At 59.9% G+C, this 25,627-nt stretch carries 25 protein-coding genes; 13 read left to right on the top strand and 12 right to left on the bottom strand.

The annotated features are described in order from the left end of the window. Positions 1-10: 10 nt before the first annotated feature. The gene (gene folB / locus J2D73_RS15765; RefSeq protein ID WP_207882781.1) at positions 11-418 is read left to right on the top strand and encodes a dihydroneopterin aldolase; all 408 of its coding nucleotides are present in this window, start codon (positions 11-13) and stop codon (positions 416-418) included. A gap of 5 nt (positions 419-423) precedes the next feature. On the opposite strand, the gene J2D73_RS15770 is transcribed toward folB, so the two are convergent. Together J2D73_RS15770 and J2D73_RS15775 are read right to left on the bottom strand one after the other, a co-directional pair. Continuing rightward, positions 424-2,187 carry a putative bifunctional diguanylate cyclase/phosphodiesterase gene (locus J2D73_RS15770; RefSeq protein WP_207882783.1) on the bottom strand — a complete coding sequence of 588 codons (1,764 nt, stop codon included), beginning with the start codon at positions 2,185-2,187 and terminating at the stop codon, positions 424-426. 659 nt (positions 2,188-2,846) lie between these two features. Continuing rightward, positions 2,847-3,179, bottom strand: coding sequence for a TIGR02300 family protein (locus tag J2D73_RS15775; RefSeq protein ID WP_207882785.1), 333 nt, complete (start codon positions 3,177-3,179; stop codon positions 2,847-2,849). A 313-nt stretch (positions 3,180-3,492) separates the two neighbouring features. Here J2D73_RS15775 and cmk point away from each other — a divergent pair, with 313 nt between their 5' ends. Continuing rightward, entirely contained in the window at positions 3,493-4,146 is a 654-nt protein-coding gene (gene cmk, locus J2D73_RS15780) for a (d)CMP kinase (protein ID WP_207882787.1), read from the top strand. 9 nt (positions 4,147-4,155) lie between these two features. Here cmk and J2D73_RS15785 read toward each other — a convergent pair whose 3' ends face one another. Beyond that, a complete protein-coding gene (locus tag J2D73_RS15785; RefSeq protein ID WP_207882789.1) occupies positions 4,156-4,962 on the bottom strand; it encodes a transglutaminase-like domain-containing protein in 807 nt (268 codons plus the stop codon). Between the two features lie 173 nt (positions 4,963-5,135). On the opposite strand from J2D73_RS15785, the gene J2D73_RS15790 reads away from it, so the two are divergent. The 5 genes from J2D73_RS15790 (at position 5,136) to J2D73_RS15810 (ending at position 8,929) form a co-directional block, all read left to right on the top strand. Then, on the top strand, positions 5,136-5,987 hold the full coding sequence (locus J2D73_RS15790; RefSeq protein ID WP_207882791.1) for an N-formylglutamate amidohydrolase: 852 nt from the start codon (positions 5,136-5,138) through the stop codon (positions 5,985-5,987). Next, complete coding sequence (locus J2D73_RS15795; protein WP_207882873.1) at positions 5,987-6,880, top strand: shikimate dehydrogenase; 894 nt, start codon at positions 5,987-5,989, stop codon at positions 6,878-6,880. Before J2D73_RS15790 ends, J2D73_RS15795 begins: the two co-directional genes overlap by 1 nt. Before the next feature lie 36 nt (positions 6,881-6,916). Continuing rightward, positions 6,917-7,525 (top strand): dephospho-CoA kinase, encoded by a 609-nt coding sequence (gene coaE / locus J2D73_RS15800; protein WP_207882793.1) that lies wholly within the window; start codon positions 6,917-6,919, stop codon positions 7,523-7,525. Next, complete coding sequence (gene dnaQ, locus J2D73_RS15805) at positions 7,522-8,196, top strand: DNA polymerase III subunit epsilon (protein ID WP_026399356.1); 675 nt, start codon at positions 7,522-7,524, stop codon at positions 8,194-8,196. Before coaE ends, dnaQ begins: the two co-directional genes overlap by 4 nt. A gap of 157 nt (positions 8,197-8,353) precedes the next feature. Beyond that, a complete protein-coding gene (locus tag J2D73_RS15810) occupies positions 8,354-8,929 on the top strand; it encodes a chalcone isomerase family protein (RefSeq protein WP_207882795.1) in 576 nt (191 codons plus the stop codon). A gap of 77 nt (positions 8,930-9,006) precedes the next feature. Here J2D73_RS15810 and J2D73_RS15815 read toward each other — a convergent pair whose 3' ends face one another. Then, positions 9,007-10,602 carry an ATP-binding protein gene (locus tag J2D73_RS15815; protein WP_207882797.1) on the bottom strand — a complete coding sequence of 532 codons (1,596 nt, stop codon included), beginning with the start codon at positions 10,600-10,602 and terminating at the stop codon, positions 9,007-9,009. Positions 10,603-10,690: 88 nt separating this feature from the next. Continuing rightward, positions 10,691-11,407 carry a response regulator gene (locus tag J2D73_RS15820; protein WP_026399359.1) on the bottom strand — a complete coding sequence of 239 codons (717 nt, stop codon included), beginning with the start codon at positions 11,405-11,407 and terminating at the stop codon, positions 10,691-10,693. A gap of 220 nt (positions 11,408-11,627) precedes the next feature. On the opposite strand from J2D73_RS15820, the gene J2D73_RS15825 reads away from it, so the two are divergent. From J2D73_RS15825 to J2D73_RS15835, 3 genes are all read left to right on the top strand, one after another. After that, the gene (locus J2D73_RS15825) at positions 11,628-12,698 is read left to right on the top strand and encodes a PRC-barrel domain-containing protein (protein ID WP_207882799.1); all 1,071 of its coding nucleotides are present in this window, start codon (positions 11,628-11,630) and stop codon (positions 12,696-12,698) included. 87 nt (positions 12,699-12,785) lie between these two features. Then, positions 12,786-14,081, top strand: a complete 1,296-nt coding sequence (locus J2D73_RS15830; protein ID WP_341535106.1) for an MFS transporter — start codon at positions 12,786-12,788, stop codon at positions 14,079-14,081. Positions 14,082-14,464: 383 nt separating this feature from the next. After that, positions 14,465-14,620 (top strand): DUF3309 family protein, encoded by a 156-nt coding sequence (locus tag J2D73_RS15835; RefSeq protein WP_084440765.1) that lies wholly within the window; start codon positions 14,465-14,467, stop codon positions 14,618-14,620. A 90-nt stretch (positions 14,621-14,710) separates the two neighbouring features. On the opposite strand, the gene J2D73_RS15840 is transcribed toward J2D73_RS15835, so the two are convergent. Continuing rightward, complete coding sequence (locus tag J2D73_RS15840) at positions 14,711-15,751, bottom strand: cysteine synthase A (RefSeq protein ID WP_207882801.1); 1,041 nt, start codon at positions 15,749-15,751, stop codon at positions 14,711-14,713. Positions 15,752-15,968: 217 nt separating this feature from the next. Between J2D73_RS15840 and J2D73_RS15845 the strand changes: the two genes are divergently transcribed. Beyond that, positions 15,969-16,376 carry a rhodanese-like domain-containing protein gene (locus J2D73_RS15845; protein ID WP_207882803.1) on the top strand — a complete coding sequence of 136 codons (408 nt, stop codon included), beginning with the start codon at positions 15,969-15,971 and terminating at the stop codon, positions 16,374-16,376. A gap of 528 nt (positions 16,377-16,904) precedes the next feature. On the opposite strand, the gene J2D73_RS15850 is transcribed toward J2D73_RS15845, so the two are convergent. Next, positions 16,905-17,804 (bottom strand): DUF2272 domain-containing protein, encoded by a 900-nt coding sequence (locus J2D73_RS15850; protein WP_207882805.1) that lies wholly within the window; start codon positions 17,802-17,804, stop codon positions 16,905-16,907. 198 nt (positions 17,805-18,002) lie between these two features. Beyond that, on the bottom strand, positions 18,003-19,106 hold the full coding sequence (gene mtnA, locus J2D73_RS15855) for an S-methyl-5-thioribose-1-phosphate isomerase (RefSeq protein ID WP_207882807.1): 1,104 nt from the start codon (positions 19,104-19,106) through the stop codon (positions 18,003-18,005). 537 nt (positions 19,107-19,643) lie between these two features. Between mtnA and J2D73_RS15860 the strand changes: the two genes are divergently transcribed. Continuing rightward, positions 19,644-20,201: a hypothetical protein gene (locus J2D73_RS15860; RefSeq protein WP_207882809.1), complete on the top strand. Its 558-nt coding sequence runs from the start codon at positions 19,644-19,646 to the stop codon at positions 20,199-20,201. 1,118 nt (positions 20,202-21,319) lie between these two features. On the opposite strand, the gene J2D73_RS15865 is transcribed toward J2D73_RS15860, so the two are convergent. Continuing rightward, on the bottom strand, positions 21,320-22,516 hold the full coding sequence (locus J2D73_RS15865; protein WP_243430014.1) for an MFS transporter: 1,197 nt from the start codon (positions 22,514-22,516) through the stop codon (positions 21,320-21,322). A gap of 144 nt (positions 22,517-22,660) precedes the next feature. On the opposite strand from J2D73_RS15865, the gene J2D73_RS15870 reads away from it, so the two are divergent. After that, the gene (locus tag J2D73_RS15870) at positions 22,661-23,221 is read left to right on the top strand and encodes a TetR/AcrR family transcriptional regulator (protein WP_341535107.1); all 561 of its coding nucleotides are present in this window, start codon (positions 22,661-22,663) and stop codon (positions 23,219-23,221) included. 274 nt (positions 23,222-23,495) lie between these two features. Here the strand turns inward: J2D73_RS15870 and J2D73_RS15875 are convergent, their stop codons facing one another. The 3 genes from J2D73_RS15875 to J2D73_RS15885 form a co-directional block, all read right to left on the bottom strand. Beyond that, positions 23,496-24,140 (bottom strand): cupin domain-containing protein, encoded by a 645-nt coding sequence (locus J2D73_RS15875; RefSeq protein WP_279380946.1) that lies wholly within the window; start codon positions 24,138-24,140, stop codon positions 23,496-23,498. A 52-nt stretch (positions 24,141-24,192) separates the two neighbouring features. Next, the gene (locus tag J2D73_RS15880; protein ID WP_207882815.1) at positions 24,193-24,771 is read right to left on the bottom strand and encodes a YqaA family protein; all 579 of its coding nucleotides are present in this window, start codon (positions 24,769-24,771) and stop codon (positions 24,193-24,195) included. 120 nt (positions 24,772-24,891) lie between these two features. Beyond that, a complete protein-coding gene (locus J2D73_RS15885; protein ID WP_207882817.1) occupies positions 24,892-25,545 on the bottom strand; it encodes a YitT family protein in 654 nt (217 codons plus the stop codon). Between the last annotated feature and the right edge of the window lie 82 nt (positions 25,546-25,627).

Here is a 25,627-nt window from a genome sequence, read left to right on the forward strand (position 1 = left end):
GACACGCGACATGACGACGACTCTTGCGCCGTGGCCTGCGAAACTCGGGCTCCGGCGTTTGTTTCTCAAGGATATGATTGTCGATGCGCATATCGGCGTTTTTCCCCAAGAAGAAGGGGTGTCGCAGAAGGTGCGCATCAACGTGTCGTTTGGCGTGGACGACCGACGCGACCTGGTGGAGGGAGCGGACGACCTGAGCCGTACGGTCTCTTACGAGCATGTTGTGTTGCTGGTGCGGCGCATCGTGGCGGAGGGGCATATCCGTCTTGTAGAGACGCTTGCCGAACGGATTGCAGCCGGCGTGATGCAGGAAAAACGTGTTCGGGTCGTACGGGTTATGATCGAGAAACTGGAGGTGTTTTCCGAGCTGGATTCGGTCGGCGTCGAGATCGAACGCTGGTCTGAAGCGACGGCTTGAGTCGTTCAGCAGGGTGGGATGCGAAACGCCGTTGCGGCGGGCTCCGGGGGAGAAAAATAGTAGCCCTGGCCTATTCTGCATCCCATGGCGGTGAGCATGTCGCTCTGCTCCTTGGTCTCTATGCCTTCGGCGACTATGGTCAGTGACAGACGTTCTCCCAAAGAAACGATCGTGTCGACGATGGCGTGGCTTGATGCATCCAGCGTTATGTTTTTTACGAAGGCATGATCTATCTTCAGGCCGTCGAAAGGATATTCCAGAAGTCTTGAAAAGGACGAATATCCTTTGCCGAAATCATCAAGGGTGATCGAGACGCCTCGGTCTTTCAGCAGCCTGAGCGCACGCAACGCGTAAGCCGGGCCTGGTTCGATCAGGCCTTGTTCGGTGACTTCCACGGCGATCGCGCCCGGAGGAAGGTCGAATTCATCCAGTTGCGCCAGAAATGTTTCGGCGAAGTCGTCCCGCATGAATTCCACGGGCGAGGCGTTGATCGAGATAGGGGGAAGGGATCCGCCTCTCGCCAGGCATTGCTTGGCATCCCGAAAGACCCATTTGCGCATCAGGAAAGCCAACCTGGTGGCGAGGTGATAATCGTGAAATGCCTCGGCTATCGCGGCGGGAGATTTCAGAGCGCCGCCAACCGTGTCCGACCAGCGTAACAGGACTTCGTAGCTGACGGTCCTGCCGGTCAGGAGATCGACCTGACGTTGATAGGCAGGCTGAACCGTATCCTGGTCGACAATATCTCGTGCTACACGCAGTCCATGAAAGACGCGATCCACTGTCTGCGTCATAGGCTGATGAAACAACCTGAAACCACCTCGGCCGTGCGACTTTATTTCCTGCAAGGCAAGGCTCGCGTTTTTTAAAAGGGTTGCAGCCTTTTCATCCTGCTGGCGATCGACCCCGCCCCGCGATAGCGCGCCACCGATGCTGATGCTGATCTTTATGGCGTGCTCATCCTGAAGAAACGGATGTGCGGCCACAGCCGATAATTTGTCGGCAAGCGTCTTCAGGCTCGCTTCGCCAGCGGCTGTATTGACGGCGATAGCGAATTCATCTCCGCATATGCGGGCGACGATGCCGGACCCTTGCAATTCGGCTTTCAGGCGGTCAGCAAGTTCACGTAGAAGGAGGTCGCTTGCTTCGTGACCGAATAGATGATTGATCTGCTTGAAATAATCGAGATCGATGACCAGCAGGCCGATCTGGTCGTCGGGGCGGCTTCGCCCTTTCAGCATGCGCTGAAGCGTGCGCAGAAAGTTTTTGCGGTTTGGAAGACCTGTCAGCGCGTCATGAGCAGCGCTGATTTTCAGCTTCTTTTCGATCTCCCGCAGGGCCGTGACATTGCGTGATACGCACAGAACAGCGTTCACGCCGCCGTCGAGGCTGATGACGGGGGTAAGAACATTTTCCCAGTGTTCTACGCCGCGTCCGGGAAGCGCACACTTGACGGTAAAGCGCGCCCTTCTGCCGGTCGTGGCTGCTTGCAACGCCCGGCGTCCCCGCCCGCGCATCTCTTTAGGCAGCAAATTGAGCCAACGCTGGCCAACTAAACTCTCTCCCTCCCCCAGGCCGAAGGCTCTTTGGCCGGAACGATTGAGATGACGCAGGGTGCCGTCGCATTCGATGATCTTGATACAGTCGACGCTCGCGTCCAGCACGTGATGCAGGGCCTCCGAGTGGGCTCCAAACGCCTTTCCGACCGCCGACACTGCAGGGTTCAGATCACACGGAAGCTCGACAGCCTTATCAAGCCATTGGGTCATGATTCTGCGTTTTCCGGTGAAAAAGGCCGCTGACGGCGAAATTGGTGGGGGGAGAGAGGGGAGCCGAATACGAATATCGGCGCATGCGCGCTTAAAGTGTCTTCGGTTGGTAGCTATGTCGCGTCACAGGCCCGTTCGAGCCGTCGTGCACCTTGGTATCTTGTGACGTTCAGGATGGCATACGTTTGACTATGGAACCGATTGAGAACCACCATCAAATTCTGTTATTTTTGTATTGCTCAGAAGATGTGTGGCGAAAAAATTATACATCTTCTCGTGCAAACCGACGACAGCTTTCGCGTCGCGTCAAGTGAAAACAGTTTAGACGCATTCAATATGGCGATAATTCGGCGCAACTAACGCAGATCGGCGGTTTTTTCACGGGTTCGCCAGGGGCGGGGCAGATTCCCTCGAAAATCCCTACATCGTAGAGTGCGTATGCCGCTTTCAGGGGTGTTATTGCTGGATGAATCATAGCGTTACCACAATACGTTGTGGCATGCGGATGTACGAAATCCGTTGTGCTTTACGAAGAGGAATACGGCACGCACAAAAAACGCGCCATCCGGCGAGGACTGACGCGGAGATACGTGGCCGTATACCACGGCGCTGCGTCCAACTGGTGGTCGGATCGCAGCATCGCGTGTCGAATGCGGTTCTTACGAGTCGTGCTCGTCCTGTTCCGTATTGACGTCTATATCGTTGCCGATATCGTCGGCGTCGTCATCGAGATCCTCGCTGTCTTCGATCACGCCGTCGTCTTCCGCATCGTCATCGGTGTCGAGATCGATATCGTCGCCAGCCTCGTCATCTTTCGCGATCGGCTTCACCGGAGCGCTGGGGACGCCGTCATTGGCGCGACGCAGGCGCGGCGCTTCGAACGGTTGTTCCGCGCCGCATTTCGGGCAGACTGCGGGGCTCGCATTGAGGTCGTAGAAACGCGTGCCGCACGACACGCAAACGCGTTTTGTTCCGAGTTCGGGCTGAGCCATCGTGAGCCTGTGGATCCTACTGTGGTGTGGATACTGAGCGAAGCACCCGCCCTTACGTTGTGTCGACGAGGGGGGTATCGATCCGACTTAGGGCGCTGGCAAATGCCAGCTTGCGGGCTCCATGTCAAATAAACCGTGCATTGCGGCGGGCTGAATTGCCTGAAGTTTTGCCCGAAGGAGAACTGTGCGGGGAGAATGCGCACCGGCCAGCCGCGCGGAACATGTTATCGCATGGACTTGGCCAACGTCGGCAATTAGAGACCGGCGAGGCGACGTTGTGCCGCCATCGAATCGGTTGAGGAGACAGAAAGCCATGCTGAGACAGCCGTTCGTCGTCGCCGTCGATGGGCCTGCCGCCGCAGGGAAAGGCACGTTGGCCAAAAGATTGGCCGATGAAATCGGCCTGCCGTACCTCGACACAGGCTTGTTGTATCGGGCCGTGGCGCGACGAATGCTCGACGCATCTGAAGACCCGGCGCATACGTCAGGGCTCAAGCAGGCGGAGTGGCTGTCACCCGAGGACCTGCTGAGGAGCGACCTGAGAGTTCCGGAGGTTGACCGCGCGGCGAGTCTTGTAGCGCGTCAACCAGAGGTGCGGCATGCGCTGGTGGGCGTCCAGCGCCGTTTCGCCGACGAACGTGGCGCAGTGCTTGATGGCCGCGACATCGGCACGGTCATCTTTCCCGACGCGTTGGTGAAGCTGTATGTGACGGCCTCGCCTGCAGCGCGCGCCTTGCGCCGCTATCTGCAGACCGGCGGCGATACGACGCGCCCGGGATGGGAGGAGGAACTTCGCGAGATCGAGACGTCAATTCGCGCGCGCGACGAGGCTGACTCCGCGCGCGAGACGGCGCCCCTGCGTATGGCGGAGGACGCTGTGATGATCGTCACCGATGACATGGATGCGAATGCTGTTCTTGCGGAGGCCGTACGGATCGTCAAGGATCGTCTGGCCGCAGCGGATTGAACGCGGCGGTTAAAATTCCTCGTAAGTCGTGACGGAGAAATTCCGCAGCATATGCGGTCCGAACGATGTAGAGATCGCGACGTCGGATGCGTCCCGACCGCGCGCAATGACGATACGTCCGATGCGCGGCTCGTTGTGGCGGGCGTCAAACGTGTACCAGCCCCCGTCAAGCCAGACTTCAAACCAAGCGGAAAAATCCATCGGATCTGGAAGCTGCGGCACGCCGATGTCCCCGAGATATCCGGTGCAGTAGCGCGCGGGGATGTTCATGCACCGGCATAAAGTCACCGCAAGATGGGCGAAATCCCGGCAGACTCCGACGCGCTCATTCCACGCGTCGTAGGCGGAGCGCGTGTTGCGAGCCAGTCCGTAATTGAACTTGAGGTGGTTGTGCACATAGTCGACGATCGCCTGCACGCGAGCCCCGCCCATGGGCGTGTGACCGAACAGGGACCATGCCAGCCCGGACATAAGATCGGTTTCGCAGTAGCGGCTGCCAAGCAGAAAGACGAGGACGTCGGGCGGCAGTTCCTGCACCGGCGTCTGCCACGCGTCGACCGCCTGCCTCTCATGGCGTCCGCTGTCTGAGACGGTGAATTCAGCCCATGTGCGCATAACGCCTGCGGGCGCCAGAAGCCGCGTGCAGCGGTTGCCAAAACCATCGACATACCGTTGCGCTGGAACCTGCGGTTCGAAGTAAGCTCGCTGCGGCGTGACCAGGTCGGTTTCGCGTTCGGGGCGAATGTCGAGCATCAGGACGACGGGCGTGGGCGCAGGGAATTCAATCGAAATATCGTAACCGGCGCGAATCCGCATTTGGGCCTGCCTCTTTCTGATGACGCAGGCCGACGGGTTCGCGGGCTGCGGCGCGTCACGCGTCGGACGCCGTGCGGTCCGTTTCGAATCGCCAGTTTCGCGCTATGGTATGGTCATAACACTATCGGACACAATTGGTTCGATTCCAGATTGGTTTGGATGACTGGCAAAAGATGACGCGTCTTTATAACCCCCTGACGGCGCCTGACGCACCAGATGCGGATGACCAGGGGCCCAATTCGGGCGGATTGCTGGGCGAGAAAGACCCTGCGCCTGTAGCTGTTCATGGTGGGGCGGACGCGCGGTCGCCATTCCTGTTGGTCAGCGATCACGCCGGGCAGGCAATTCCGGGCGACCTGGCTGACCTTGGGGTGACGGAGGCGGATCGTCGCCGTCACATCGGCTGGGACATCGGTATTGATGGCGTCGGGCGGAAACTGGCGCGGATTCTGGGTTCGCTCCTGATTGAGCAGGTCTATTCGCGCCTTGTGATCGACTGCAACCGTGCGCCCGGCCACCCGACGGCCATCGTTTCGATCAGCGACGGCACTGAGGTTCCCGCCAATATCGGGCTGTCGGCGGCGGACGCATCGCTGCGTACGGCGGAGATATTCGATCCCTATCACGCCCGGATCGGGGTGGAGCTGGACAGGCGCAGCGCGGTGGGGCTCGAGACTTTTCTGATCGCGCTGCACAGCTTTACTCCGAAAATGGGCGGTGTGGAGCGTCCCTGGCAGGCTGGCGTGCTGCACAATCAGGATCCCCGTTTCGGTCGCATAGTGCTCGACGCATTGCGGGCTGACGGGCTGACGGTCGGCGACAACGAGCCATACGTTTTGACCGACACCAGCGACTATACGGTGCCGGTGCACGGGGAGAAGCGCGGCGTTCCGCATATCGAACTGGAAATTCGCCAGGACCTGATCGAAAGCGAAGCCGGGCAGGGAGAGTGGGCGGAACGGCTCGCGCGTATCCTGCCCGCCGCGCGCGCGCGTTATCGCGCGCTGTACGGAGCCCACGCGTGATCGGACGCATTACTGGCGCGGCTAGACTGGCGGGTGTGATCGGGCGTCCGGTCAGTCACTCGCTCTCGCCGATCCTGCATAACTACTGGCTGGCGCGCCTCGGGATAGACGGCGCCTATGTGCCGTTGCCTGTCGCATCCGGTCGCTTTGCGGACGCAGTCCGCGGCATGCAGGCGGCTGGGTTCCGCGGCGCCAACGTCACCATTCCCTACAAGGAAGAGGCATTCGCCCTCGCGGACAGTCTCGATCCGCTCGCGCGGATTGCGGGGTCGGTGAATACGCTGATTTTCCGCGACGATGGCGGCGTGCATGGCGCATCGACCGACGGTTTCGGGTTTCTGGCTTCCCTTGAGGACGCAGGCGTCGATGTGGCGACGTTGCCCGGAAGAGGCCCGGCGCTGCTGCTGGGCGCGGGCGGCGCTGCACGCTCTGTCGCCCTTGCGTTGCTGGAGCGTGGAGTTGCTGTGTGCGTCTCCAACCGGACGGACGAACGGGCGCGGGCTCTGGTCGAGGAACTTGGCGCGACGTGGAGGGAGCACATTGGCGCGGCGTGTCCTGAACTGTCCGTGATGCCATGGGATGCGTGGCAGTCTGAGTTGAACGGCTTTTCCCTTCTTGTGAACTCGACGTCCCTGGGCATGCATGGAGGGCCGGATGAGGCGTTCGCGCCTGATCTCGGAGCGGCGGGCGACGATCTGGCCGTGTCGGACATCGTCTATGTTCCGCTTGAAACCGGGCTGCTCCGTGCGGCGCGGGCTAGAGGTCTTCGCACGGTGGGCGGTCTCGGCATGTTGCTGCATCAGGCGCGGCCCGGCTTTCGCGCGTGGTTCGGCGCGGAGGCGACGGTCGACGCCGCCACGTTGGCCCATGTCATGGCCGCGCTGAAGCGTTGAAGCGACGCGACCAGACGTCCGGGTGAGGAAGCGTTCATGAAGATCATCGGCCTGACCGGCGGAATGGGCATGGGCAAGACCACGGTCGCCGGGATGTTTCGTAGAGCCGGGTTCCCCGTGTTCGATTCGGACCGGGAGGTGCATCGTCTGCAGGGACCCGGTGGGCGGGCTGTCGGCGCCATAGCGCGGCTGGTCCCCGATGCGCTTCGCCCCGGAGCGCCGGGCGGAAAGGGAGACTCCATCGATCGGTCGGCGCTCAGGCGGGCGGTCATCAGCGATGGCTCCCTGATAGCGAAGCTGGAGGCGATTCTTCACCCCATGGTCTTCGCCTCCAGAAAAAAATTCCTCGCGGCGTGCAGGCGGGCGCGCTTTGCGTGGGTCGTGATTGATGTGCCGCTGCTGTTCGAGACGGGCGCTGATCGCGCCTGTGATCTGACGGTCGTGGTGTCGGCCCCCCGTACGACGCAGATCCGCCGGATTGCGCGCAGGCGCGGTATGAGCCTTGCGGATGCTGAGCGTCTGATTGCCCGCCAGGTGCCGGATCGCGAGAAACGGCGTCGGGCCGACAGGGTGATACGAAGCGGCCTTTCAAAGACGGACACGGCGCTGCAGGTAAGGCGTCTGGTCAGGGAGTTATGTGGATGAAGCGGGCGGTTCTCTTCGATACTGAAACCACCGGGCTGGAGCCCCTGAAGGGCGACCGCGTGATCGAAATCGCGGCTCTGGAGCTGGTGGGTGACTTGCCGACCGGGCGCCAGTTCCACGTGCTTATCGATCCGGAGCGGGACGTCCCGGCCGAGGCGACGCGTGTCCACGGATTTTCACGCGCGGATCTGGATGGAAAGCCCAAATTCGCCGAAGTGTTTGAGGAATTTCTCGAATTTATCGCTGACGACGACCTGATCGCGCATAATGCGCGCTTCGACTTCGGCTTCCTCAACGCGGAGCTGGCCCGTGTCGATCGCCCGCCGCTTGCGGAGACGCGGATGATTGACACGCTGGATCTCGCACGCGAGCGCTTCCCCGGCATGCCCAACAGCCTCGATGCGTTGTGCCGTCGCTATAACATCGACCTTTCAGCCCGAACCACCCATAACGCGTTGCTCGACTGCCAGCTGCTGGCTGACGTTTACGTCGAGCTTATGGGAGGGCGGCAGCACGGGCTCGGCCTTGGCGTAGAGAGCGGCGAAGCGCCGTCTGCGCGCTATGTAGGCCCCGAGTCGCGGCGTCCGGTCTTGATTCGGCCAGACGCGGAGGTTCTGGCTGCACATGACGCTTTCGTCATCTCCATGCCTGAACCGGTATGGAAGACGTAGCGGCGCCCTTGAATTCTGTACTGCGATAATCGGGGACGTAAGGCCGATGTATGCGCGCTGCGCTGAACTCGCGGCGCTTTTTTTTCATTCGGTCGCCAATCGCCACGCCGTGCGTTTATGCATTCAGGCAAGAAAAACAGAAGAGAAAGGCGAGTTCATGCTGCGAGCGATGTTGGCGGGGGTATGTCTGGCGGGCGCGATCATGGCTTCGGCGCCTGCACGCGCGGACGTGAAAGCAGGCGGGGTCACCTTCCCGGATACGTTTAACGTTTACGGCAAGACGCTGCGCCTGAATGGCGTTGGTGTGCGCGTATTTTATCATTTGGTCGACGGTTATGCGACGGCGCTTTACCTTCCGGAGGTCGCCCGTACTACCGAAGCCATCGAGAGCGCGCCCAATCCGAAGGTGATCTATTCTGTCTTTCTGCATGGCGCGTCGGCCGAACGCATGCGATCCGAATATGACACGATTCACACAGCTTTTTGCGCTAAAGAGACGTGCCATCCAGAGCAGGAAGAAAGCTACAAGAAGTTTCTCGGTTACCTGACGGCCGCTGACTCCCATGCAACGCAGACGATCGTCATCGACGATACGGGAGTCCTGCTGCTTCGTAATAACGTTCGGATCGGCAACGTAAACGACCCGCTGTTTGGACAGGCGCTGATCAAGTCGCTGGTCGGGCCGGCGTCGCCGACCGAAAGCTATCGCAACGCGATCATCGGCGGGGGTTGAGCCTCCGCGCGCATCTTCTGTTGATGTGATCCTGCTGCCCTGCTTCTCCCCGTCAGTCTGTCCGACCGGACGGGGAGTCAGGCGGCGAGGGTAACGATAGCGGCAAGGCCATGGGGCGAGCGGTTGCGTAGGACAATGTCGCCGCCTTGGCCGCGTACGATGGTCCGGGCGATTGACAGTCCCAGTCCAGTTCCGCCGGTTTCGCGATTGCGGCTTTCTTCGGCGCGGACGAAGGGTTCGAACATGCGTTCAAGCTCGCATTCCGGCAGCCCCGGGCCGTCATCCTCGATCCTGACGACGATTTCTCCGTCCGGCTTCTTGCCCAGCATCACACGCGCGCCGCCGCCATAAGCGATCGCATTGCCGATCAGGTTCGTCAGCGCCCGCTTCAAGGAGAGGGGTCTGGCTCTGATGATAATCGGCGGGGGGTCTCCGACAAGTTCTATCTTGTCGGAAATGTCGAGGTGCGCTTCGGTAAAGTCGTCGACGATAGTTTGGGCCAGGGCGGTGAGGTTGAGTGACGACACCGGTTCATGACTTGAACTGTCGCGACCAAAGGCGAGCGTCGCCTCGACCATGGCGGAAAGCTCGTTCAGGTCGGCGAGAAATTTCTGACGCATTTCATCGTCGTCGATGAACTCTGCTCTTAGTTTCAGGCGAGTGATCGGCGTGCGCAGATCGTGTCCGATCGCGGTGAGCAGAAGCGTTCTGTCGGAGACGAAACGCCGGATGCGCGCAGCCATGGCGTTGAAGGCGGCCGCAGCGCGGGCGATTTCCAGCGGGCCGTTTTCTGGCAATGGCGGCCCGCTGTCGTCTGGCGCCAGGGCCTCAGCCGCAGCAGCCAGGGTGCCTACCGGCGCGATCAACCGCCGTACGCCCCATACGATCAACAACCCGCCGGCTGCAGTCATAAGGCCGAAGGCAAGAGGAAACAGGGGCGAGCTGAAAGGGGTCGCGACCGGAATGCGGAACCGTGCAATCAGCCACCGTGTGTCGTCGGGAAGTTGAAACGCCAATCCCCGTGCGCGCCCGGAGGGATTGCCCAACGCCATGATGTGCTGCGGTCGCCAGCGCAGGGGGATGCCCAGCGCGCGCCGGGGCGCCGGACGAGACGGATCGATATCGGGATGAATGCCGCCGAGGTCGCCGAACGGGGCGCCTTCGCCATGAGGCATATGAGGCGGCGGTCCGTTGTGGGAAAACGGCCCGTTGGCGTCGTCTGGTCCGTGGAAGGGGTGGAAGGCCGGGTCCATCTCCATGGGCGGTGGAGGCCGCGCCATATCGTCGCCCGGTCGTCCGTCCGGGGTTCGCCGTGGCCCCAGCGGCTCCTCGCCGAGCATGAAAAGTACGCCCTGCGACTCACGGGTCGTGATCTCGCGGGACATATCCGCGTCCGGCTGACTGGCGAGACGTATCTGGAGCATGTCGGAAGCCAGACGGTCGACGACGGCGCTTCGGTCATCGGGTTCGGCTTCGGCCACGGTTCTGTAGACCATAACGGTCCGGGCGATCGCCTGATGCTCGGCTATGCGTTCGTCGGAGGCGATGCGGTCCAGCGTCTCGATCGTCAGACCCACGATCTCGATGACCGCGAGCCCGACGATAAGCAGCAGGCTGGTCCGCGCGGCGAGGGATGACGGCAAGAAGGGCAACTTGAACGATTTGAGGGGCATGCCGGTTTGAAATCCGGACGTAGGGCAGTTCACTGAAGTGGCTGACCCCACGTCGTTCGAGGCGGGAGCGACAACTGTTGGCGGAGTTTCAGATGCGTTCGACGTCTGTCGCGAGGACGTAACCGCCGCCGCGGACCGTTTTGATCAACTGCGCGTTCCGACCGTCGTCCTCAAGCTTGCGGCGCAGACGGCTGACGGCGACGTCGATGGCGCGGTCGAATGGGCCAGCTTGCCGGCCGCGCAACAGGTCGAGCAGCATATCGCGGGTCAACACGCGGTTGGCGCGTTCTAGCAGCGCCAGCAACAGATCGTATTCGCCCCCCGTGAGCGGCACTTCCGCGCCGTCGGGATTTAGCAGGCGGCGGCGGGGGATCTCGAGGGTCCATCCGGCGAAATTGATCTGCCGCACCTCGCCGGAGCCCTGCTCCTGCGTTTCCGAGGCGCGCCGCAGCACGGCGCGGATCCGTGCAAGCAGTTCGCGCGGATTGAAGGGCTTGGGGACGTAATCGTCTGCGCCGAGTTCGAGGCCGATGATCCGATCCGTCTCGTCGCCCATCGCTGTCAGCATGATAATGGGAACGTTCGCCTGCGAACGCAGCCACCGCGCGATATCCAGACCGGACTCGCCCGGAAGCATCAGGTCGAGCACCACCATCTGGTAATGCCCGCTGTTCCACGCCCTGCGGGCCTCGCGGCCATCACGGGCGGCTGTGACCCGCATCTGATTGCGCTCGAGGAATCTCGACAGCAAATCACGAATTTCACGATCATCATCTACGACAAGGATATGTGGCGACTGTTCCATGCTCCAAGTATAGGCGAAGTTACCGAGCAAAGGCAGATGGTGTTTCACTATGTTGCACTTATACATCCAGATACATCAAACTTGTGGACTTGGTCGTTTCTCCGACTGTGGCGCCTGTTTTGAGAACGGGCTCGTAGGACCGAAAACGTTGTTCGACGTGACAGACCGGGGTCGTTCATGCTGTTGACTGGGTATGAGAAGCGCATCGCGGGAGACACGCGTGAAATATGACGCCGGGCGCATGTCCGACACTTTGACGGCGGCCGCGCGCGCCGCGCTTCTCGGGAGCGCGCTGGGGTTCGCGCAACTCGTCGCTTGCGGCGCAGCACGCGCTGACGAGCGACCCACGTCGCAAACGCCGTCCAGCGGCACGGGAGCGTCGACCGAAACTGCCACTCCGAGCGCTACGGCGCATGTGGCTTTGTCAGGATCCACGTCGCCTGCTCCAGAGTCCCCGGCCACCGCGACGCCAGTGCCGACTGCGCCCGCTCCGGCTCCTTTGCCCGCGGCGCCTTCGATCGCAGCAGTTTCTCCTGCACCCGGCGCCTCTTCCGCTGTTGCTGCGCAACCTGCGCGGGACATCGCGACTGGGGATGACCCGGAGCAGCATCGCGATACACCGCCTCAGCCAAGCGTGGTGGTTTCGAATGGCGGCGCCGGAAGTCAGGCCCCTGCCGTCGAGCTTGCTCAACTTCGACTGGGCAGGCTGATCGATAGAGAGTTGAGGGGGGCCGATCACAGTCAACTCGGCCGGATTGTCGACGTTCTTGTGGGAACGGATGGCAAGGTGGCGGCTGTGGTGGCGGATATTGGCGGTTTTATGGGCGTTGGAAACCGGCGTGTCGCGATCGCGTGGTCTCTTCTCGCCCTGGACCACGCGGACCCGAAAGGCGCTATCGTCGCAATGGCGTCCTCTTCGGCGGTCAGATCCGCGCCGGAGTTCAATCCTGACGCCGAACAGGTTCAGGTCGTGAACGGCCCTCGCGTCGCGCCTGCGCAAGACTCTGCGTCAGCCCCGGATGGTCATGACGGAGATGCAAAAAAGGCTGCTGATCATCAGGGACCGGTTGTCGATGTATCGCTGGCGCCAGTGACGTCTGCGCCGCCAGCAACAGGGGCGAGTGCTCCTCCGAGTGCTGCTTCTGTCGTTCAGCCGGAGCAGCCTTCAGCAGGAACGCCGGCAACTTCTTCCAGCGGCGACGCGTCTGGAACTGGCGGGCCGTCGCCTTCGGAGGGCGCGCGGGACAACGCGACGAGACGCGGCGGCTCTCCGCACGCGAACGCGAAGTAGGTTCTGCGTGTGCGATAAGGGCTGGAACGCCGCCAGGATCACTTTTACGACGTCTGTCTTCTCCTGGAGTTCGGAGAGGCGCGCCTCGTGCTGAAGAGGTTACCTCTCAACAGCGCCTGGGGGTTGGACGGCGTCAGTTTTTTCGTCGCCAATCTTCAGGCGGCGTTCGGGCCCTTCGTCTCGGTGTACCTGACGGGCGAGCACTGGACGCAGGGCGAAATCGGCGTTGCGCTTAGTATTGGCACGATCACCGCAATGGTCAGTCAGGTGCCTGCGGGCGCGCTGGTGGATTCGCTCGTCAACAAGCAGCGTGTGGCGACGTGGTCGATCGCCGCCATCATCGCTTCGTGTCTGATTATGGCTCTGGCGCCCTTACGGCTTCCGGTCGCGGTGGCTGAGGTTCTGCATGGGCTGGCCAGTTGCACGCTGAACCCGGCGATCAGCGCGATCACGCTTGGCGTCGTAGCCACATATATCGCGAAAAACCCCGACAAGGCGATGGGAGCTCTCGGGGCGCGGTTTGGCCGCAACGCCAGCTTCGCTGCCGTCGGCAACGCCTTGTCCGCCGGGCTGATGGGGGCGGCCGGTTATTTCGTGTCGGCGCGGGCAACGTTCTTTCTGGGCGCCGCGATGGCTGCTCCGGGCATTCTGGCGCTCCGCATGATCGAGCAGCCCCGGATCGCTCCGTCGGAGAACGTTGCGGCGCTCGCGGAAGGTGAGCCGCCGCAACGCGCACGTGGCGCGTCGTTGATGAAGTTGCTGCGGGAGCCCGGTTTGTTCGCTTTCGCGTTGTGTGTCGTTTTTTTTCATCTGTCCAGCGCGGCCATGCTGTCGCTGGCGGCAGGGCAGGTGACGCAGCAGGCCGGGCGTTCTGCGGAACTCGTGATCGCAGCGTGTATTCTGGCGCCGCAGTTGCTGGGTGCGGCGCTGTCGCCGTGGATCGGCCGCTGGGCTGAGACCATTGGCAGACGTCCGATCATGGTCGTCACATTCGCCGCGTTGCCCCTGCGCGGCGCGTTATTGAGCATCACCACGAATCCATGGGCAGTAGTGCCCATCCAGATGCTCGACGGTATCAGTTCTGCCGCGTTCGGGGTGATGTTGCCGTTGGTCGCCGCAGATCTGACACGCAGGAGCGGCCACTTCAACCTGTGTATGGGATTGCTCGGGTTGGCCATGGGTCTGGGGGCGAGCTTCAGCACAACCCTTGCTGGGCTTGTGGCGGACCGTTCCTTGCCGGAAGCTTTCCTTTTGCTCTCTGGGGCGGGCTTCGTCTGTGTGCTTCTTGCTGCTCTGCTGATGGGCGAGACAAAGTTAAAGACATCCGAAAAGGATGCGGATGTGTCCGATCAACAAGGCGGGCGGGTTTCAGAACCACTCTGACGCCAGCCTTTGTTGTCCGGCTTTCATGTCCGTGGCGATGACTTTACTGCGGTTTGAAAATCACACAGGTCTCAAAAAAGCGATGATTTCTGCGTTGGCTAGGTGATCCAACTTTGCCTGGACAGGTGATGGACGAAGCTCGTGTATAGCAGAAGCGGTGCGCTATCATTTTGAAAAGATGTATTTCAGTCTTTAGGTATTTGATTTCGATTCGAAAGAATGCCTTCCGAGGACCATCCTGATTTGTCGCCGCTGGTGAATGAAGAAACACGAAAATCGCATCTTCAACGCAATGCAACCACGCGATCATTATAGCGTTTGCGCTTCACCGGAGGGCGAGAACGTTCGCTATCCGTTACTCAAATCCCGACGGGATACCTGCAATGTTAGGCACCATACTTATTATCGTGATCTTGCTCGTACTGGTCGGCGCGCTTCCGTCATGGCCATACAGTTCGGGCTGGGGATACTACCCTTCGGGCACACTGGGCACGATCCTGATCATTGTGGTCATTCTGATTTTGCTTGGGCGATTGTAGTCGCCAGGACTGTTTGGGCGCCGGTTTGTTTGCAGATGTAGCTATGTGCAAACAAACCTGCATGTCCTGCGCAGGAGTTTTTGATCTCGATTATTTGTCGAGCCAGTAGGGAACCGGAAGATTCTTCGCGCGCAGGAACTCCGGGTTAAAGAGCTTCGACTGATACCGCGCGCCGCCGTCGCACAGAATTGTCACGATCCGATGCCCCGGACCGAGCCGCCGAGCCACGCGTATAGCCGCGGCGACGTTGATTCCCGATGAGCCGCCGACAGAAAGCCCTTCGTTGATCAGCAAACTGTAGACCTGTTCCAGCGCTTCCGGGTCGCCGATCCGTTCCGCGTCGTCGATGGGCGCATTTTCAAGGTTTGCGGTGACTCGGGACTGGCCAATTCCCTCGGTTATGGAAGAGCCGCTAACAGACAGGTCGTTTGACTTGATCCAGCCGAACAGGCCCGAACCTTCCGGATCGGCGAGCACGATCTGCGGGCGGGACACACCTGCGGCTTTCGCGGCGTCGTCGAGCCCGAGCGCGACCCCTGCCAGGGTGCCCCCGGTTCCGCAGGCGCAGGTGAAGGCGTCCACATGGCCGCCGGTTTGTCTCCATATTTCCTGCGCTGTTGTGTGGCGGTGACCTTCCCGGTTGGCGACGTTGTCGAACTGGTTGGCCCAAAGATACCCGCCTTCCTCGGCGATGCGCCGGGAGACATGGACGTAGTTGCCCGGATCCTTGAACGGTTTGGCTGGAACAAGCCGGAGATCTGCGCCGATCATGCGCAGAAAGTCGATCTTCTCCTGACTCTGGGTCTCGGGCATCACGATGATGCTCTTGTAGCCTCGTGCATTGGCGACGAGCGTCAACCCGATGCCCGTGTTGCCCGCCGTGCCCTCGACGATCGTGCCGCCGGGAGGCAGAACGCCACGAGCTTCGGCGTCGGTAATGATGGCGAGCGCCGCCCGGTCTTTCACCGACCCGCCGGGGTTCATAAACTCGGCCTTGCCAAAGATATCGCACCCGGTCTCTTCGGAGGCCCGAGTCAGCCGGATCAGGGGCGTGCCGCCGATCGATCCAAGCATGTCCCGTGATGGGGCGACCCAGCCGTAATGCGAGGTCGAGGAGAGATCCGTGGTCATCGGGGGCCGCCTTTCGTCGATTTCTTCCTTTCCGGCTAGCGCGGGTGGCAGCTGCGCGCAATGCGGAACAGGTGCGCTTGCGAGGCGGGCGCCTGTTTCGTGCCGACGTTCGGTGCGATAGGTTGCGTGTCGTCCTGCACGCGCTTACATGCGCGGCGTCTCGCTCCGCGTCGTGTCAGGCAACGGGCGTGTTTGGGCGAGGAGTGAGGGACGAACCATGATCGACAACATTTCCCCCGAAGCGACGTGGCAAGCCATGCAGGACCACCCGGAGGCGCAACTCATCGACGTGCGCACTCCGGCAGAATGGCACTTTGTAGGAGTGCCAAACGTGGCTGCGCTTGGTCGCCGCTTGTTCGCGATAAGCTGGCAGTTGCCTGACGGGCGCCAGAACGCGAACTTTGTTGAGGACTTGCGGGATGCAGGGATTGCCCCTGGCGCACCGTTATATTTCATCTGTCGGTCAGGCGCGCGCAGTTTTGCTGCGGCCGCCGCGGCTGCGGCAGCGGGATTCGGGCCGGTGTTCAATGTCGCGGACGGGTTTGAAGGGCCTCTGGATAACGAGCGTCACCGTGGCGCTGTCGCCGGATGGAAGGCTTCCGGCCTGCCGTGGGGACAGAACTGAGGTCGACGTCAGGCGCTGTCTGACGAATATCGCATTTTCACGGTCGCCGCGTTAGGAGGCGGCCAGTTCATCGTGAATTGAGCGCCCGTGAGACGGGTAGTCGAATTCATGAGTGATGATGCGATGCCGTATTTCTGAATGAATCAGTACGGCGTACATTATACGTGATGCGCCCCTTACGCTGCTGCCTGCCAGGCGCGACGTAAATCGCTGTTGATTGCAAAGCCAAGCATGCGATGGCGGCCAATTTCGGTCTCATTGCGTTTCGTGTAATGAATCCGGACCTCGCTTGGGGCGTAACAAAATATGATCCCATCCACTCATGAGGCGAAAGCCTTCAGGATTTAAGGCGCCATCTGGATATCAAGCTAAAATACGTCATTGCCCACATGGATTATTGTGAACAGAAGGGGCGACAGTTGTTGTAGCTGTGAAATTGCAGCGCTTTACCTGCTTCGACTTCGGTAAATGCTCTGGGGCTTTAACTGTAAAGTCGAAGAGATGCTTCGGAGGGCGGGCCGCGTCGAATTATTGGCCTGCGTCGGGTTCGACGTCGGCGTCATATCGAACCTGCAGAACCGCGCACCAGTCGTAACGACTGTCGTAACTTTTGCCGCTTGAGTCGGTCAGCGCGCCATTTGCGTCAGTTGGCACGTGCGTGAGGGTGACGGCGTCGTCGATGTTGCCGCCGATGATGCTGATTTCGTGCCCGAACGGGGGAGCATTCTGCCCGGTCGCGACAACGAAGCCGCAGTGGGCGGGGAAACCTCTTGGCGTCGGAAGGTTGGAGAAGCGCACGTTCCGGCTGGCGCCACGTCCGACGCAGAGCAGATCCCCCAGCTTGGGGATGTAGTTCGCGGGGTCTTGCGCCTGCAGCCCACTCGATTGTCCTGAGGCGGCGGCGTTGATGTAAGTTGCGTGGTTCGGGGAGTAAGGGAATCGGTCGTTGGCGCCAGCGATGCGCATTACATAAGAGATGAACGCCGCCGACCATGCGTAATGACCGTCGTGGACGAAGTTGGTGAGGGCGCCGCTGGCGTCATGCTTGCCTGTCCAGGAGGCCTCGGTCTCGTCGGGATCCTGCCCGATCCACCAATATTCGCCGACACGCTGCCAAAGTCCCGGCGCGCGCTCGGGTTTCAGACTGGGTTGATCCGGCTCGAGACGCTGCAACGGGTCATCGTCGTTGACAGGCATACCAAACAGGCGCCATTCGCGCAGAGCAATCGCCGCGACGTCCTGCCTGTTGAATGGCACGAAGTTTCGGGTGGCGAAATCCGGCACGTGAGGATCGATCGCCAATTGCCCGGCTGCATTTCTATACTGAGCGACCGGCGTAGGGGTCGGGGCGGTGCGAATTGATGATTGGTTGGCGCATGCGGCCAAGCCAAGCGCAAGGGTCAAGCCGACTGGTCTTGTGAACTTCATCTCGCTTCATCATCCGCCCGGCTCTCGCCGTGCGCTCCCGCGCCAGTTCAGGGCCTCGTCTCTCGAAACACAACGCCCAATAATCTGGTTCTACAGGCATGATCCTGGCTTCGAAAGGGTCTGCTCAACGGTCGTGGCGTGGGAGCGCAGGCCGTTGCCGGAATGCAACTTGGCCATCCTCCCCCGCGGACGCTGCTTTTACTGACGCTCCTGCTCCGGGAAGAGGGAGTTGAGGCCATCTGCGCTCGCTGCACACAGGCCGCGTTCGGTGATGAGGCCGGTCACGAGACGGGCCGGCGTCACGTCAAACGCTGGATTGGCGGCGTTGACGCCTGACGGCGTGACGCGAACTGACTCGATGCGACCGTCGCTGGTTTGTCCGGTCACTGTGGTCACTTCGGACGCCCCCCGCTCCTCAATGGGAATGTCGCGGACTCCGTCAGCGACGCGCCAGTCGATCGTCGTGGACGGGAGCGCGACCCAGAATGGAACGTTATTGTCTTTTGCCGCCAACGCCTTGAGATATGTGCCGATCTTGTTGGCGACGTCGCCGCGCGACGTGACGCGGTCGGTGCCGACAATGACAATGTCCACCTGGCCATGTTGCATGAAGTGTCCGCCCGCATTGTCTACGATCACCGTGTGCGGCACACCATGGCTTGCTAGCTCCCAGGCTGTCAGAGCCGCGCCCTGATTGCGGGGACGTGTTTCGTCGACCCAGACGTGCACGTCATAACCCGCGTCGTGCGCCATATATATAGGCGCCAGAGCGGTCCCCCAGTCGACGGTCGCGATCCAGCCTGCGTTACAGTGGGTCAGGATGTTGATCTTTTCGCCGGGTGCTTTCCGTTTTGCGATTTCCTCCAGCAGTCCCAGCCCGTGCCGTCCGATGGACTCGTTCTGGGCGGCGTCTTCGTCACAGATGCGTCCTGCCTCTGCGTAGGCGACCGCCAGTCGATCCTCCGGTGAAACAGGACGAAGTTTCGCAAGCATGCGCTCGATCGCCCAGCGCAGGTTGATGGCTGTGGGTCGTGTTTCCGCGAGCATGGCGGCATTCTGTTCGAGAGATTCGTTGCTCGCGTCGACCCTGAGCGCGAGCGCAAGCCCATAGGCGGCGACGGCGCCGATGAGGGGTGCGCCGCGCACCTGCATGGTGACGATGGCCTGGGCGACTGCCTCGACCGTCTCGAGTTTCAGGGTGACTATCGAAAAAGGCAGTTTGGTCTGGTCGAAAATACGAACTGAGCGTCCGTCTGTGCTGTCGACCCATACGCTTCGATAGGCGGCGCCGTTAATCTTCATGTGCTGTTGTCCTGTCGGAAACGGTTTATTGACGGACGATTTAGCGGATAACGCGCGAAATCGCCAACGAAGTCTTTTCGATTTTCGGGTTGTTGGGCGGACGTGCATGTCGTGCGATGGCGGGAGCTCGCTTAGGCTGTGGCGTAAATTATTATTCAGCAATGAACGCAACCCTGAAGGGCGGTCGACGCATCGTTTGCGGCGGTGACATTTTTTTTCGAAATGTAAATATTCAAATTTATTAAGAAATAAAGGTAAATTTTTTCATTCCTGCGCCGGGGAGGGGTTGCGCGGGCTATGCCGTTGGCGACGAAAAAATCGAGTTTCAGAGGTCGAATATTGATATTGCAAATAAGAATGTAAATCTATATTGAGTGCGGTTAGAGAGACGTGGTCTCTGTGTTCTTTCCGGGACGCCGCCGCCAAAAAATGCTGAGGCGCACCGGGCGATGATGGATGCTGCGTTGGAAATGTATCGCGTGGGCCGGTTGATTTTGAACTTGCCGCACATCATGCGATTTGAAAGGTAACCGGAAGATGGCAAGAAAATCAGCTAAAGATACAGCTCAGGCGGCTTTGGCCCTGTCCAAGCTTGTGTCTGCAAATACCACCACGAAAAAAGCTGCGCCCGCGTCCAAGACCCGCGCGAAGGTTGCGTCCGGCAAAACAAAAGTCGCCGAGCCTGCGCCTGCTGCTAAAACGGCTCGTAAACCGCGTGTGGTTGCAGAAGTTAAGGCCGCGCCCGCTCCGAAGCGTCGCGTTGCAGCTAAGGTGGCGGTTGAAGCGCCCGCTCCCAAGAGGGGTCGCGTTGCCGCTCCTGCTGCTGAGGCGAAGGTAAAGGCAACTCGCGCAAAGCCTGTTGTGGCGGCAACAAAGGTCAAAGCCAAGCCCGTCGCGAAAGCTTTGAAGGCTCCGAAGACCCCGGCGAAGGCAGCCTCAAAAACAGCTGCGGCGAAGCCGTCTGCGCTTGATCGTCTGCGCGTCACGCAAGAGGCGCGTCGCCAGAAGCGTATTACGCGTCTGGCCGCCGAGAAGGCAGCTGCAGCAGAAACGCCGAAGCGTGCGACTCGTACGAAATCTGCTCGCGGTAAATAAAACAGCTCAAGCAAGAGGCTGGTTTTCGTAGGCGTAAGTCGCTGCGTGAGTTAGTCGATCTGTTTGTGGTTTTCAGATCCGAACCCGTAAGAGGGTTCGGATTTTTTTTACCTATCAAGTGGTCAAATGGGGCACCAAGAGAGGGCTTCTGGATGATCAATGTATTCCTCGAAAGATCGAAGGAGTGGCTTCCGTGAGGCTGGACGATGATGTGCGATCGCCTGCGAGTTGCCCCCGAATCGTATTGAGCTAAGTTCAAATCCTAAATGTAACTTTCTCCCTCTGCTCTCGTTCGCGGAGTTGTCTGCATTTCTGGGGGCATTAACGGTAGTGGTGCGAACCGGTGAGTGATTTTCGCCATGACCTATGGGCGTCACTAGGATCCTTACTGCATCGGATGTTCATGTGGGTGTCTTGGCGGGTGCGGTTATCTTGGCCTGTGAGGGGAGAATTATAATTTCGTTCGATATATATAACGATTATTTAATTAAAATCGAACCTGGCTACTAGAGATTGTCGGTATGAAAATCTGTTGATTTCCGATGTATAGGGAATTTAACGGTTCGTTCTTTTAATGTTCTCAATTTCGTAAAAACAAGTATCACTTGGAATTTAGCCGGTAGATGATACTGGCGTCCTGCGGGCAAATGGGCGTGCCTTGTTCGTCGCCGCAACTGAGCCGAATTAAAGAGTTGCTGCAATCTCAACAGGTCTGCTGCAGGTGGGTGGAGCAACCGGCGTCACTGGCGCACCACATATGTCGAACGTATCCCTAGAGTTTTCGACTCTAGGAAATTTTCGCTCCGATACGGTGATACTCGAACGATGACGTGTCAGTTTGGGGTGCGTGGCTTCTTGGCGAGATAAAAAACACATATCCACGCAGCCAAAGCGGCAATGTCCCACTCCCTTCTGGCGGACAGAACTCGAGCGCTGGCTTCACCACACAAGGGACATCCGCAGGCGCAGCGAACTTGCCATTTCGTGGTCAAAGCAAAGCTTCACTAATTTCGATAGCTGGGTCTGGAACATGGTTCGATCCGCGCAACGAGGTTGTGTTCCTCGCGATCTCAATGACGCGTTGTTGCGATATGTTTTTTTGAACGTGTTCGCCTCTATCAATGTGAGGGAGCTGGGCAGGTTGAGGTCGTCCTATGCCTGGTCAAGGAGCGCAGGGTGAGGGTCGTCAGGATCAGAAGGACCAAGACATAAACATCGGTCGTTTCACGCAGTCCTACGGCAGTTACTGCGAAGCCTGCGGCGAAGGCAGGTACGCTGAAAGCGAGATAGCTCATGACGAAATAGCCTGCGGCCAGCCCTGCGCGCTCATGTGAATCCGCGAGCGGCACGATGATGCGCAACGAGCCCTGAACAGTCAGCCCAAGCCCTGCGCCTGCTACGGAAGACCCCAGAAGAAAAACAGGCAAATTGACGACGTGCAGGCTGACCAGCACCAGTGGCAGTCCTGCAAGCACGGCGGCGGCTCCTCGGCGTAGCAGAGAGACTCCGGAACCAGCCAGATGCGTCGCCATTGCAACCAGAGCGGATGTCATCACGACGGCGACCACGGAGCCGCCGAGTAAAGCGCCGCCGTTATCGTGGTTGGCGATACGTGCGATCGTCGGACCAAGCGACAGCAGCAGACCGGCCAAAGCCCACACGGCGACGCTGGCGGGGGCTATCCGCAGCATCGGCTTGCGCGCGGCGTGAGGGACATGGACGCGCGGCCAGAGAGATGCAAGCGCACCGGGTACGCGGGAGACGGTCTCGGGAACAATGAAGAGCATGCAGCCCGCTGCGATCATTGCCATTGTCAGCAGATAAAATACAAAATGGAGTGGTTGAGGCGCGAACTTTGCGAGAAACGCAGATCCCAGCGCCAGTGCGGCCATTGAGCCCATTGGGATCATGCCGCTTATCAGTCCACCACGTTCACGATGTGCGTCCTGCAATCCCGCGCTAAGCGCGCTCGTCGCGATTCCTGTTGCGAGGCCCTGCAGAGCGCGTCCGCGGATAACTTCGGCAATACTTTCTGCGATCGAAAACTGCAGCATGGCGCTGATTTCTATCGCGATTGCGAGCCAGACGACGGGACGGCGTCCGAGATGATCCGATAGAGAACCGAAGCAGAGCAGTGCGAGCAGCAGGGTGAGTGCGTAAACCGCGAAAGCTGCCTGCAGCATCGGCAGTGTGGCATGCCACTGCTCATGATACAGCGGATAGAGCGGTGTGATTGCTGCCGAGGCGCCCAGGAAGAGAAACAGGATAACGCTGTAGATCCATAAGATTGTGGTTTGGGTAGGGGGAGGCATCATGTGCTCCTAGCTAACGCAAAAATTGTGCGTTAAGCTGATAGCGAGATAAATCGTTTAAAGCAAATAATTTGCGTTAGAGGAAAAATGCAGAATACTCGTGGCCCTTTAAAGTCGGGACAGCGTCCTGGGGGGCGTAGTCTGAGAGTGCAGGAGGCAGTACATGCGGCGGTGGTGGCGCTGATCGATGAACTTGGCCGAGAGGGGGTGACCGTTCCCCGGGTGGCGGCGCGTGCAGGGGTCACGCCCTCCACGATCTACCGTCGGTGGAGCGATATCGCGACTTTGGTGAGCGACGTTGCCCGACGCAATTTGCGTACGGACTGCCCGGTGAAACCGTGCGGGCGTCTATCGGAGGATTTGCCCGCATGGGCGGAGATGTATCAGGACGAAATGGATTCCACGCCAGGCCGAGCGATGGTACGTGACGTATTGCGAGGTTGGGACGGTAGGCAGAAAGCGTGCCCGCTGCTTGACGCAGTGCGGCCCTCGATTGCGTTGATTTGCGATGCGTCCGTTGAGCCAGTGAACTTCGACGTAGAGGCGGTGATTGACGCCGTGGTGGCTCCGCTTCTGACCCGCATAATTTTCACGGACGCTCCGTTGCCATCTACGTTGGCGCGCGACGCGGCGGTAGCATTTGTCGAACGGCACTCGCTGAACGCAGGCCGTTCGGGTTGTAGCCAACGGCACGGTGTGCGGACGTAACTATATTTTTGATATGGCTAAGGTCTTCGTCGATTTTTATCAGTAAATGAATTTCAAGTATATTATTCTTCGAGAGTCTATACGCGGTGTATTTTGTGTCACTGTGAAGTTTTACATGAGCTGGCTGCGTTCCGCCTGACGAGAAATATGTTCGTCGGTTCGAAAAAGAAATGAGGAGATTCCTCTGAAATTATTATAAAATAGCTGTGGAAACACGACAGTTTTTAAACGAGAAGGCGTCGGCTCCATGGCGACGGCTCTTCCTGATTGCCTTTTAGCGATCTGTTCTGGTCAGACGATTGATCTCGTTCCTGGCTGCTGGATACAGCCTTTCCAGATGTCGGCGGCTGCCGATTTCAAAGTCGTCCGGGATGAAGCCCGGCGCCATCGTTGTGCCGGCAAAGCTCCAGGCCGGACCGTCGCCTTGAGGCCGGGAGCCTTGCCACACGCCGCCCGGGGCTGTCAGCGTCGGATGCGCTGAATCCAGCAGGGGTCTCTTTATCGACCCGTCAGGGAAAAGCAGCAGAAACTCAAGTGGCATTCCCCCGTAGAAATGCCAGATCTCGTCGGTGGGCAGTTTGTGCAGCGCTGAGAACCCGCGCGTTGTCTCAATGACTTCGATTGCGGTTCCTGCCGGATGGGCGCGCCCCGAGTAGCGCGCGGGGAGTGCTGAGCCCGTGATTATATCGGGTGAAAGCCACGTCTGAACATACCATCCCCCTTCAGCGGGAATGGGGCTCATTTTTTCACGCCCTATAATCGCTGCGGCGTCAGGCGGGAGTGGAATCGGGTCGGCGTGCGCAAATCCTGAAATGCTGGCTGCAGGTGAGATGATAATCGCAAGTCTCAGGACGTGGATCGTTCGCGATCGCCGGGCGGAAGCGAAGGCCTGAAGTAGATTCCTGAAGCCAAAGCGCATCGGTCATGTCCTGAAAGTGGTTTTGCCTTCGCGTTGACTTCCTTCGACGCGGTCAGAGATATCGCAGAGCCAGCGCTCCGCCCACAAGGAGGGCGGCGAACGCGCCTGCGACAAGCGGCAGCCGCTTTTCAATGAACGCCTCTATTGGCGCGCCATAGCGGCGAAGAAGGGCGGCGACGAGAAAAAATCGTACGCCACGTGTCACAAGACTGGCGAGAATAAATGGTGCGATTGGGAAATGCGCGGCGCCGCTGGCAATCGTAACGAATTTGTAAGGAACTGGCGTCAGGCCTTTGATAAGAATAATCCAGACGCCCCATTGTCTGAATTTCTCCTGCAACGCGGCGAGTGTAGCCTCGGCGTGGTAGAAGTGAACGATTGGTTTCGCCACATGATCGAGCAAGACCGCGCCGATATACCAGCCAAGCAGCCCACCGATGACGCTGGCGACAGTTGCGATCAGGGCGAACAGCCATGCCCGACTGCGGTTGGCGATTACCATCGGGATAAGCAGTGTTTCCGGCGGGAGCGGGAAAAAGCTGGCCTCCGAGAAGGCAAGGACGCCGAGCCAGAATGGCGCCTGCGGACCAGCCGCATGGCTGCGTACTCTGGCGTAAAGACGATCGAGCATTACGGCGTCGTTCCTTCACTCGTCAGGTCTGCGGTGACGTCCCCGCGGCTGCCGGACTTGTGGCGCGGCACTTCTCACACGCAGTCAATGCCATTGGAGTTACCGCCGCCGCAAGGGGGCTCAATAGCCGATGTAGCGGCCGGGACGGTGAAAGGCGATCAGAACGACGCTGAGCGCCACAGCGCTCACCGCTGAGAGGAGGACGCGCTCCACAGGCAGAACCAGCAACGAGCAAAGCAGGATAATTGCATCGAGTGTGAGTTGTGATCGACCGGCATTCAGTCCGCGTGTTTTTTGGAGCCAAAGCGTCACGACGCCTGTTCCGCCGACGCCGGCCTGATGGCGCGCAAGCGACAGTACGCCCATGCCCAGCATGGTGCCCCCGAATGCGGCGGCGAACAGCGGTTGAATGAAGCTGAGGCCGATGACCTTGGTGAAGCCGAATGCGATCAACGTGATCGAGCATGAGACGATCGCCGTTTTCACGGCGAACGCCACGCCCATGGCGCGGATGGCGAAGAGGATAAAGGGTATGTTTATGAGCGTAAAAAGCTCGCCCGGTGACAACGGCGCGACGTAGGAGATCAGAAGTGCTACGCCCGCAACGCCTCCTGTAACGAGCCCGGCCTGATGCAGGCATAGCAGGCCAAGAGCGATCAGCGACGTGCCGATCAGAAGCGCATACACGTCTTCAGCAAGTGTGTGCCGCAGGGGAAGATGGACCGCCGGATCCTGTGTGATGGTGGGCGTATCTGAGAGCGGACGGTCGGGCATTGATCGGTTCCATGTGGAGCGACGCAACGATCAAGCCGCCTGGCACCCTCCTAGCCAATTGATCAGGAACTCGAAAGGGGGC

The organism is Acetobacter sacchari, from assembly GCF_017377715.1.
Taxonomy (GTDB): Bacteria; Pseudomonadota; Alphaproteobacteria; order Acetobacterales; family Acetobacteraceae; genus Acetobacter; species Acetobacter sacchari.

What these genes read in the sequence shown, in the direction of transcription:
- folB (WP_207882781.1), top strand. Translation starts at nt 11, where the DNA reads ATGACGACGACTCTTGCGCCGTGGCCTGCGAAACTCGGGCTCCGGCGT.
- J2D73_RS15770 (WP_207882783.1), bottom strand. Translation starts at nt 2,187, where the DNA reads ATGACCCAATGGCTTGATAAGGCTGTCGAGCTTCCGTGTGATCTGAAC.
- J2D73_RS15775 (WP_207882785.1), bottom strand. Translation starts at nt 3,179, where the DNA reads ATGGCTCAGCCCGAACTCGGAACAAAACGCGTTTGCGTGTCGTGCGGC.
- cmk (WP_207882787.1), top strand. Translation starts at nt 3,493, where the DNA reads ATGCTGAGACAGCCGTTCGTCGTCGCCGTCGATGGGCCTGCCGCCGCA.
- J2D73_RS15785 (WP_207882789.1), bottom strand. Translation starts at nt 4,962, where the DNA reads ATGCGGATTCGCGCCGGTTACGATATTTCGATTGAATTCCCTGCGCCC.
- J2D73_RS15790 (WP_207882791.1), top strand. Translation starts at nt 5,136, where the DNA reads ATGACGCGTCTTTATAACCCCCTGACGGCGCCTGACGCACCAGATGCG.
- coaE (WP_207882793.1), top strand. Translation starts at nt 6,917, where the DNA reads ATGAAGATCATCGGCCTGACCGGCGGAATGGGCATGGGCAAGACCACG.
- dnaQ (WP_026399356.1), top strand. Translation starts at nt 7,522, where the DNA reads ATGAAGCGGGCGGTTCTCTTCGATACTGAAACCACCGGGCTGGAGCCC.
- J2D73_RS15810 (WP_207882795.1), top strand. Translation starts at nt 8,354, where the DNA reads ATGCTGCGAGCGATGTTGGCGGGGGTATGTCTGGCGGGCGCGATCATG.
- J2D73_RS15815 (WP_207882797.1), bottom strand. Translation starts at nt 10,602, where the DNA reads ATGCCCCTCAAATCGTTCAAGTTGCCCTTCTTGCCGTCATCCCTCGCC.
- J2D73_RS15820 (WP_026399359.1), bottom strand. Translation starts at nt 11,407, where the DNA reads ATGGAACAGTCGCCACATATCCTTGTCGTAGATGATGATCGTGAAATT.
- J2D73_RS15835 (WP_084440765.1), top strand. Translation starts at nt 14,465, where the DNA reads ATGTTAGGCACCATACTTATTATCGTGATCTTGCTCGTACTGGTCGGC.
- J2D73_RS15840 (WP_207882801.1), bottom strand. Translation starts at nt 15,751, where the DNA reads ATGACCACGGATCTCTCCTCGACCTCGCATTACGGCTGGGTCGCCCCA.
- J2D73_RS15845 (WP_207882803.1), top strand. Translation starts at nt 15,969, where the DNA reads ATGATCGACAACATTTCCCCCGAAGCGACGTGGCAAGCCATGCAGGAC.
- J2D73_RS15850 (WP_207882805.1), bottom strand. Translation starts at nt 17,804, where the DNA reads ATGAAGTTCACAAGACCAGTCGGCTTGACCCTTGCGCTTGGCTTGGCC.
- mtnA (WP_207882807.1), bottom strand. Translation starts at nt 19,106, where the DNA reads ATGAAGATTAACGGCGCCGCCTATCGAAGCGTATGGGTCGACAGCACA.
- J2D73_RS15860 (WP_207882809.1), top strand. Translation starts at nt 19,644, where the DNA reads ATGGCAAGAAAATCAGCTAAAGATACAGCTCAGGCGGCTTTGGCCCTG.
- J2D73_RS15865 (WP_243430014.1), bottom strand. Translation starts at nt 22,516, where the DNA reads ATGATGCCTCCCCCTACCCAAACCACAATCTTATGGATCTACAGCGTT.
- J2D73_RS15875 (WP_279380946.1), bottom strand. Translation starts at nt 24,140, where the DNA reads ATGCGCTTTGGCTTCAGGAATCTACTTCAGGCCTTCGCTTCCGCCCGG.
- J2D73_RS15880 (WP_207882815.1), bottom strand. Translation starts at nt 24,771, where the DNA reads ATGCTCGATCGTCTTTACGCCAGAGTACGCAGCCATGCGGCTGGTCCG.
- J2D73_RS15885 (WP_207882817.1), bottom strand. Translation starts at nt 25,545, where the DNA reads ATGCCCGACCGTCCGCTCTCAGATACGCCCACCATCACACAGGATCCG.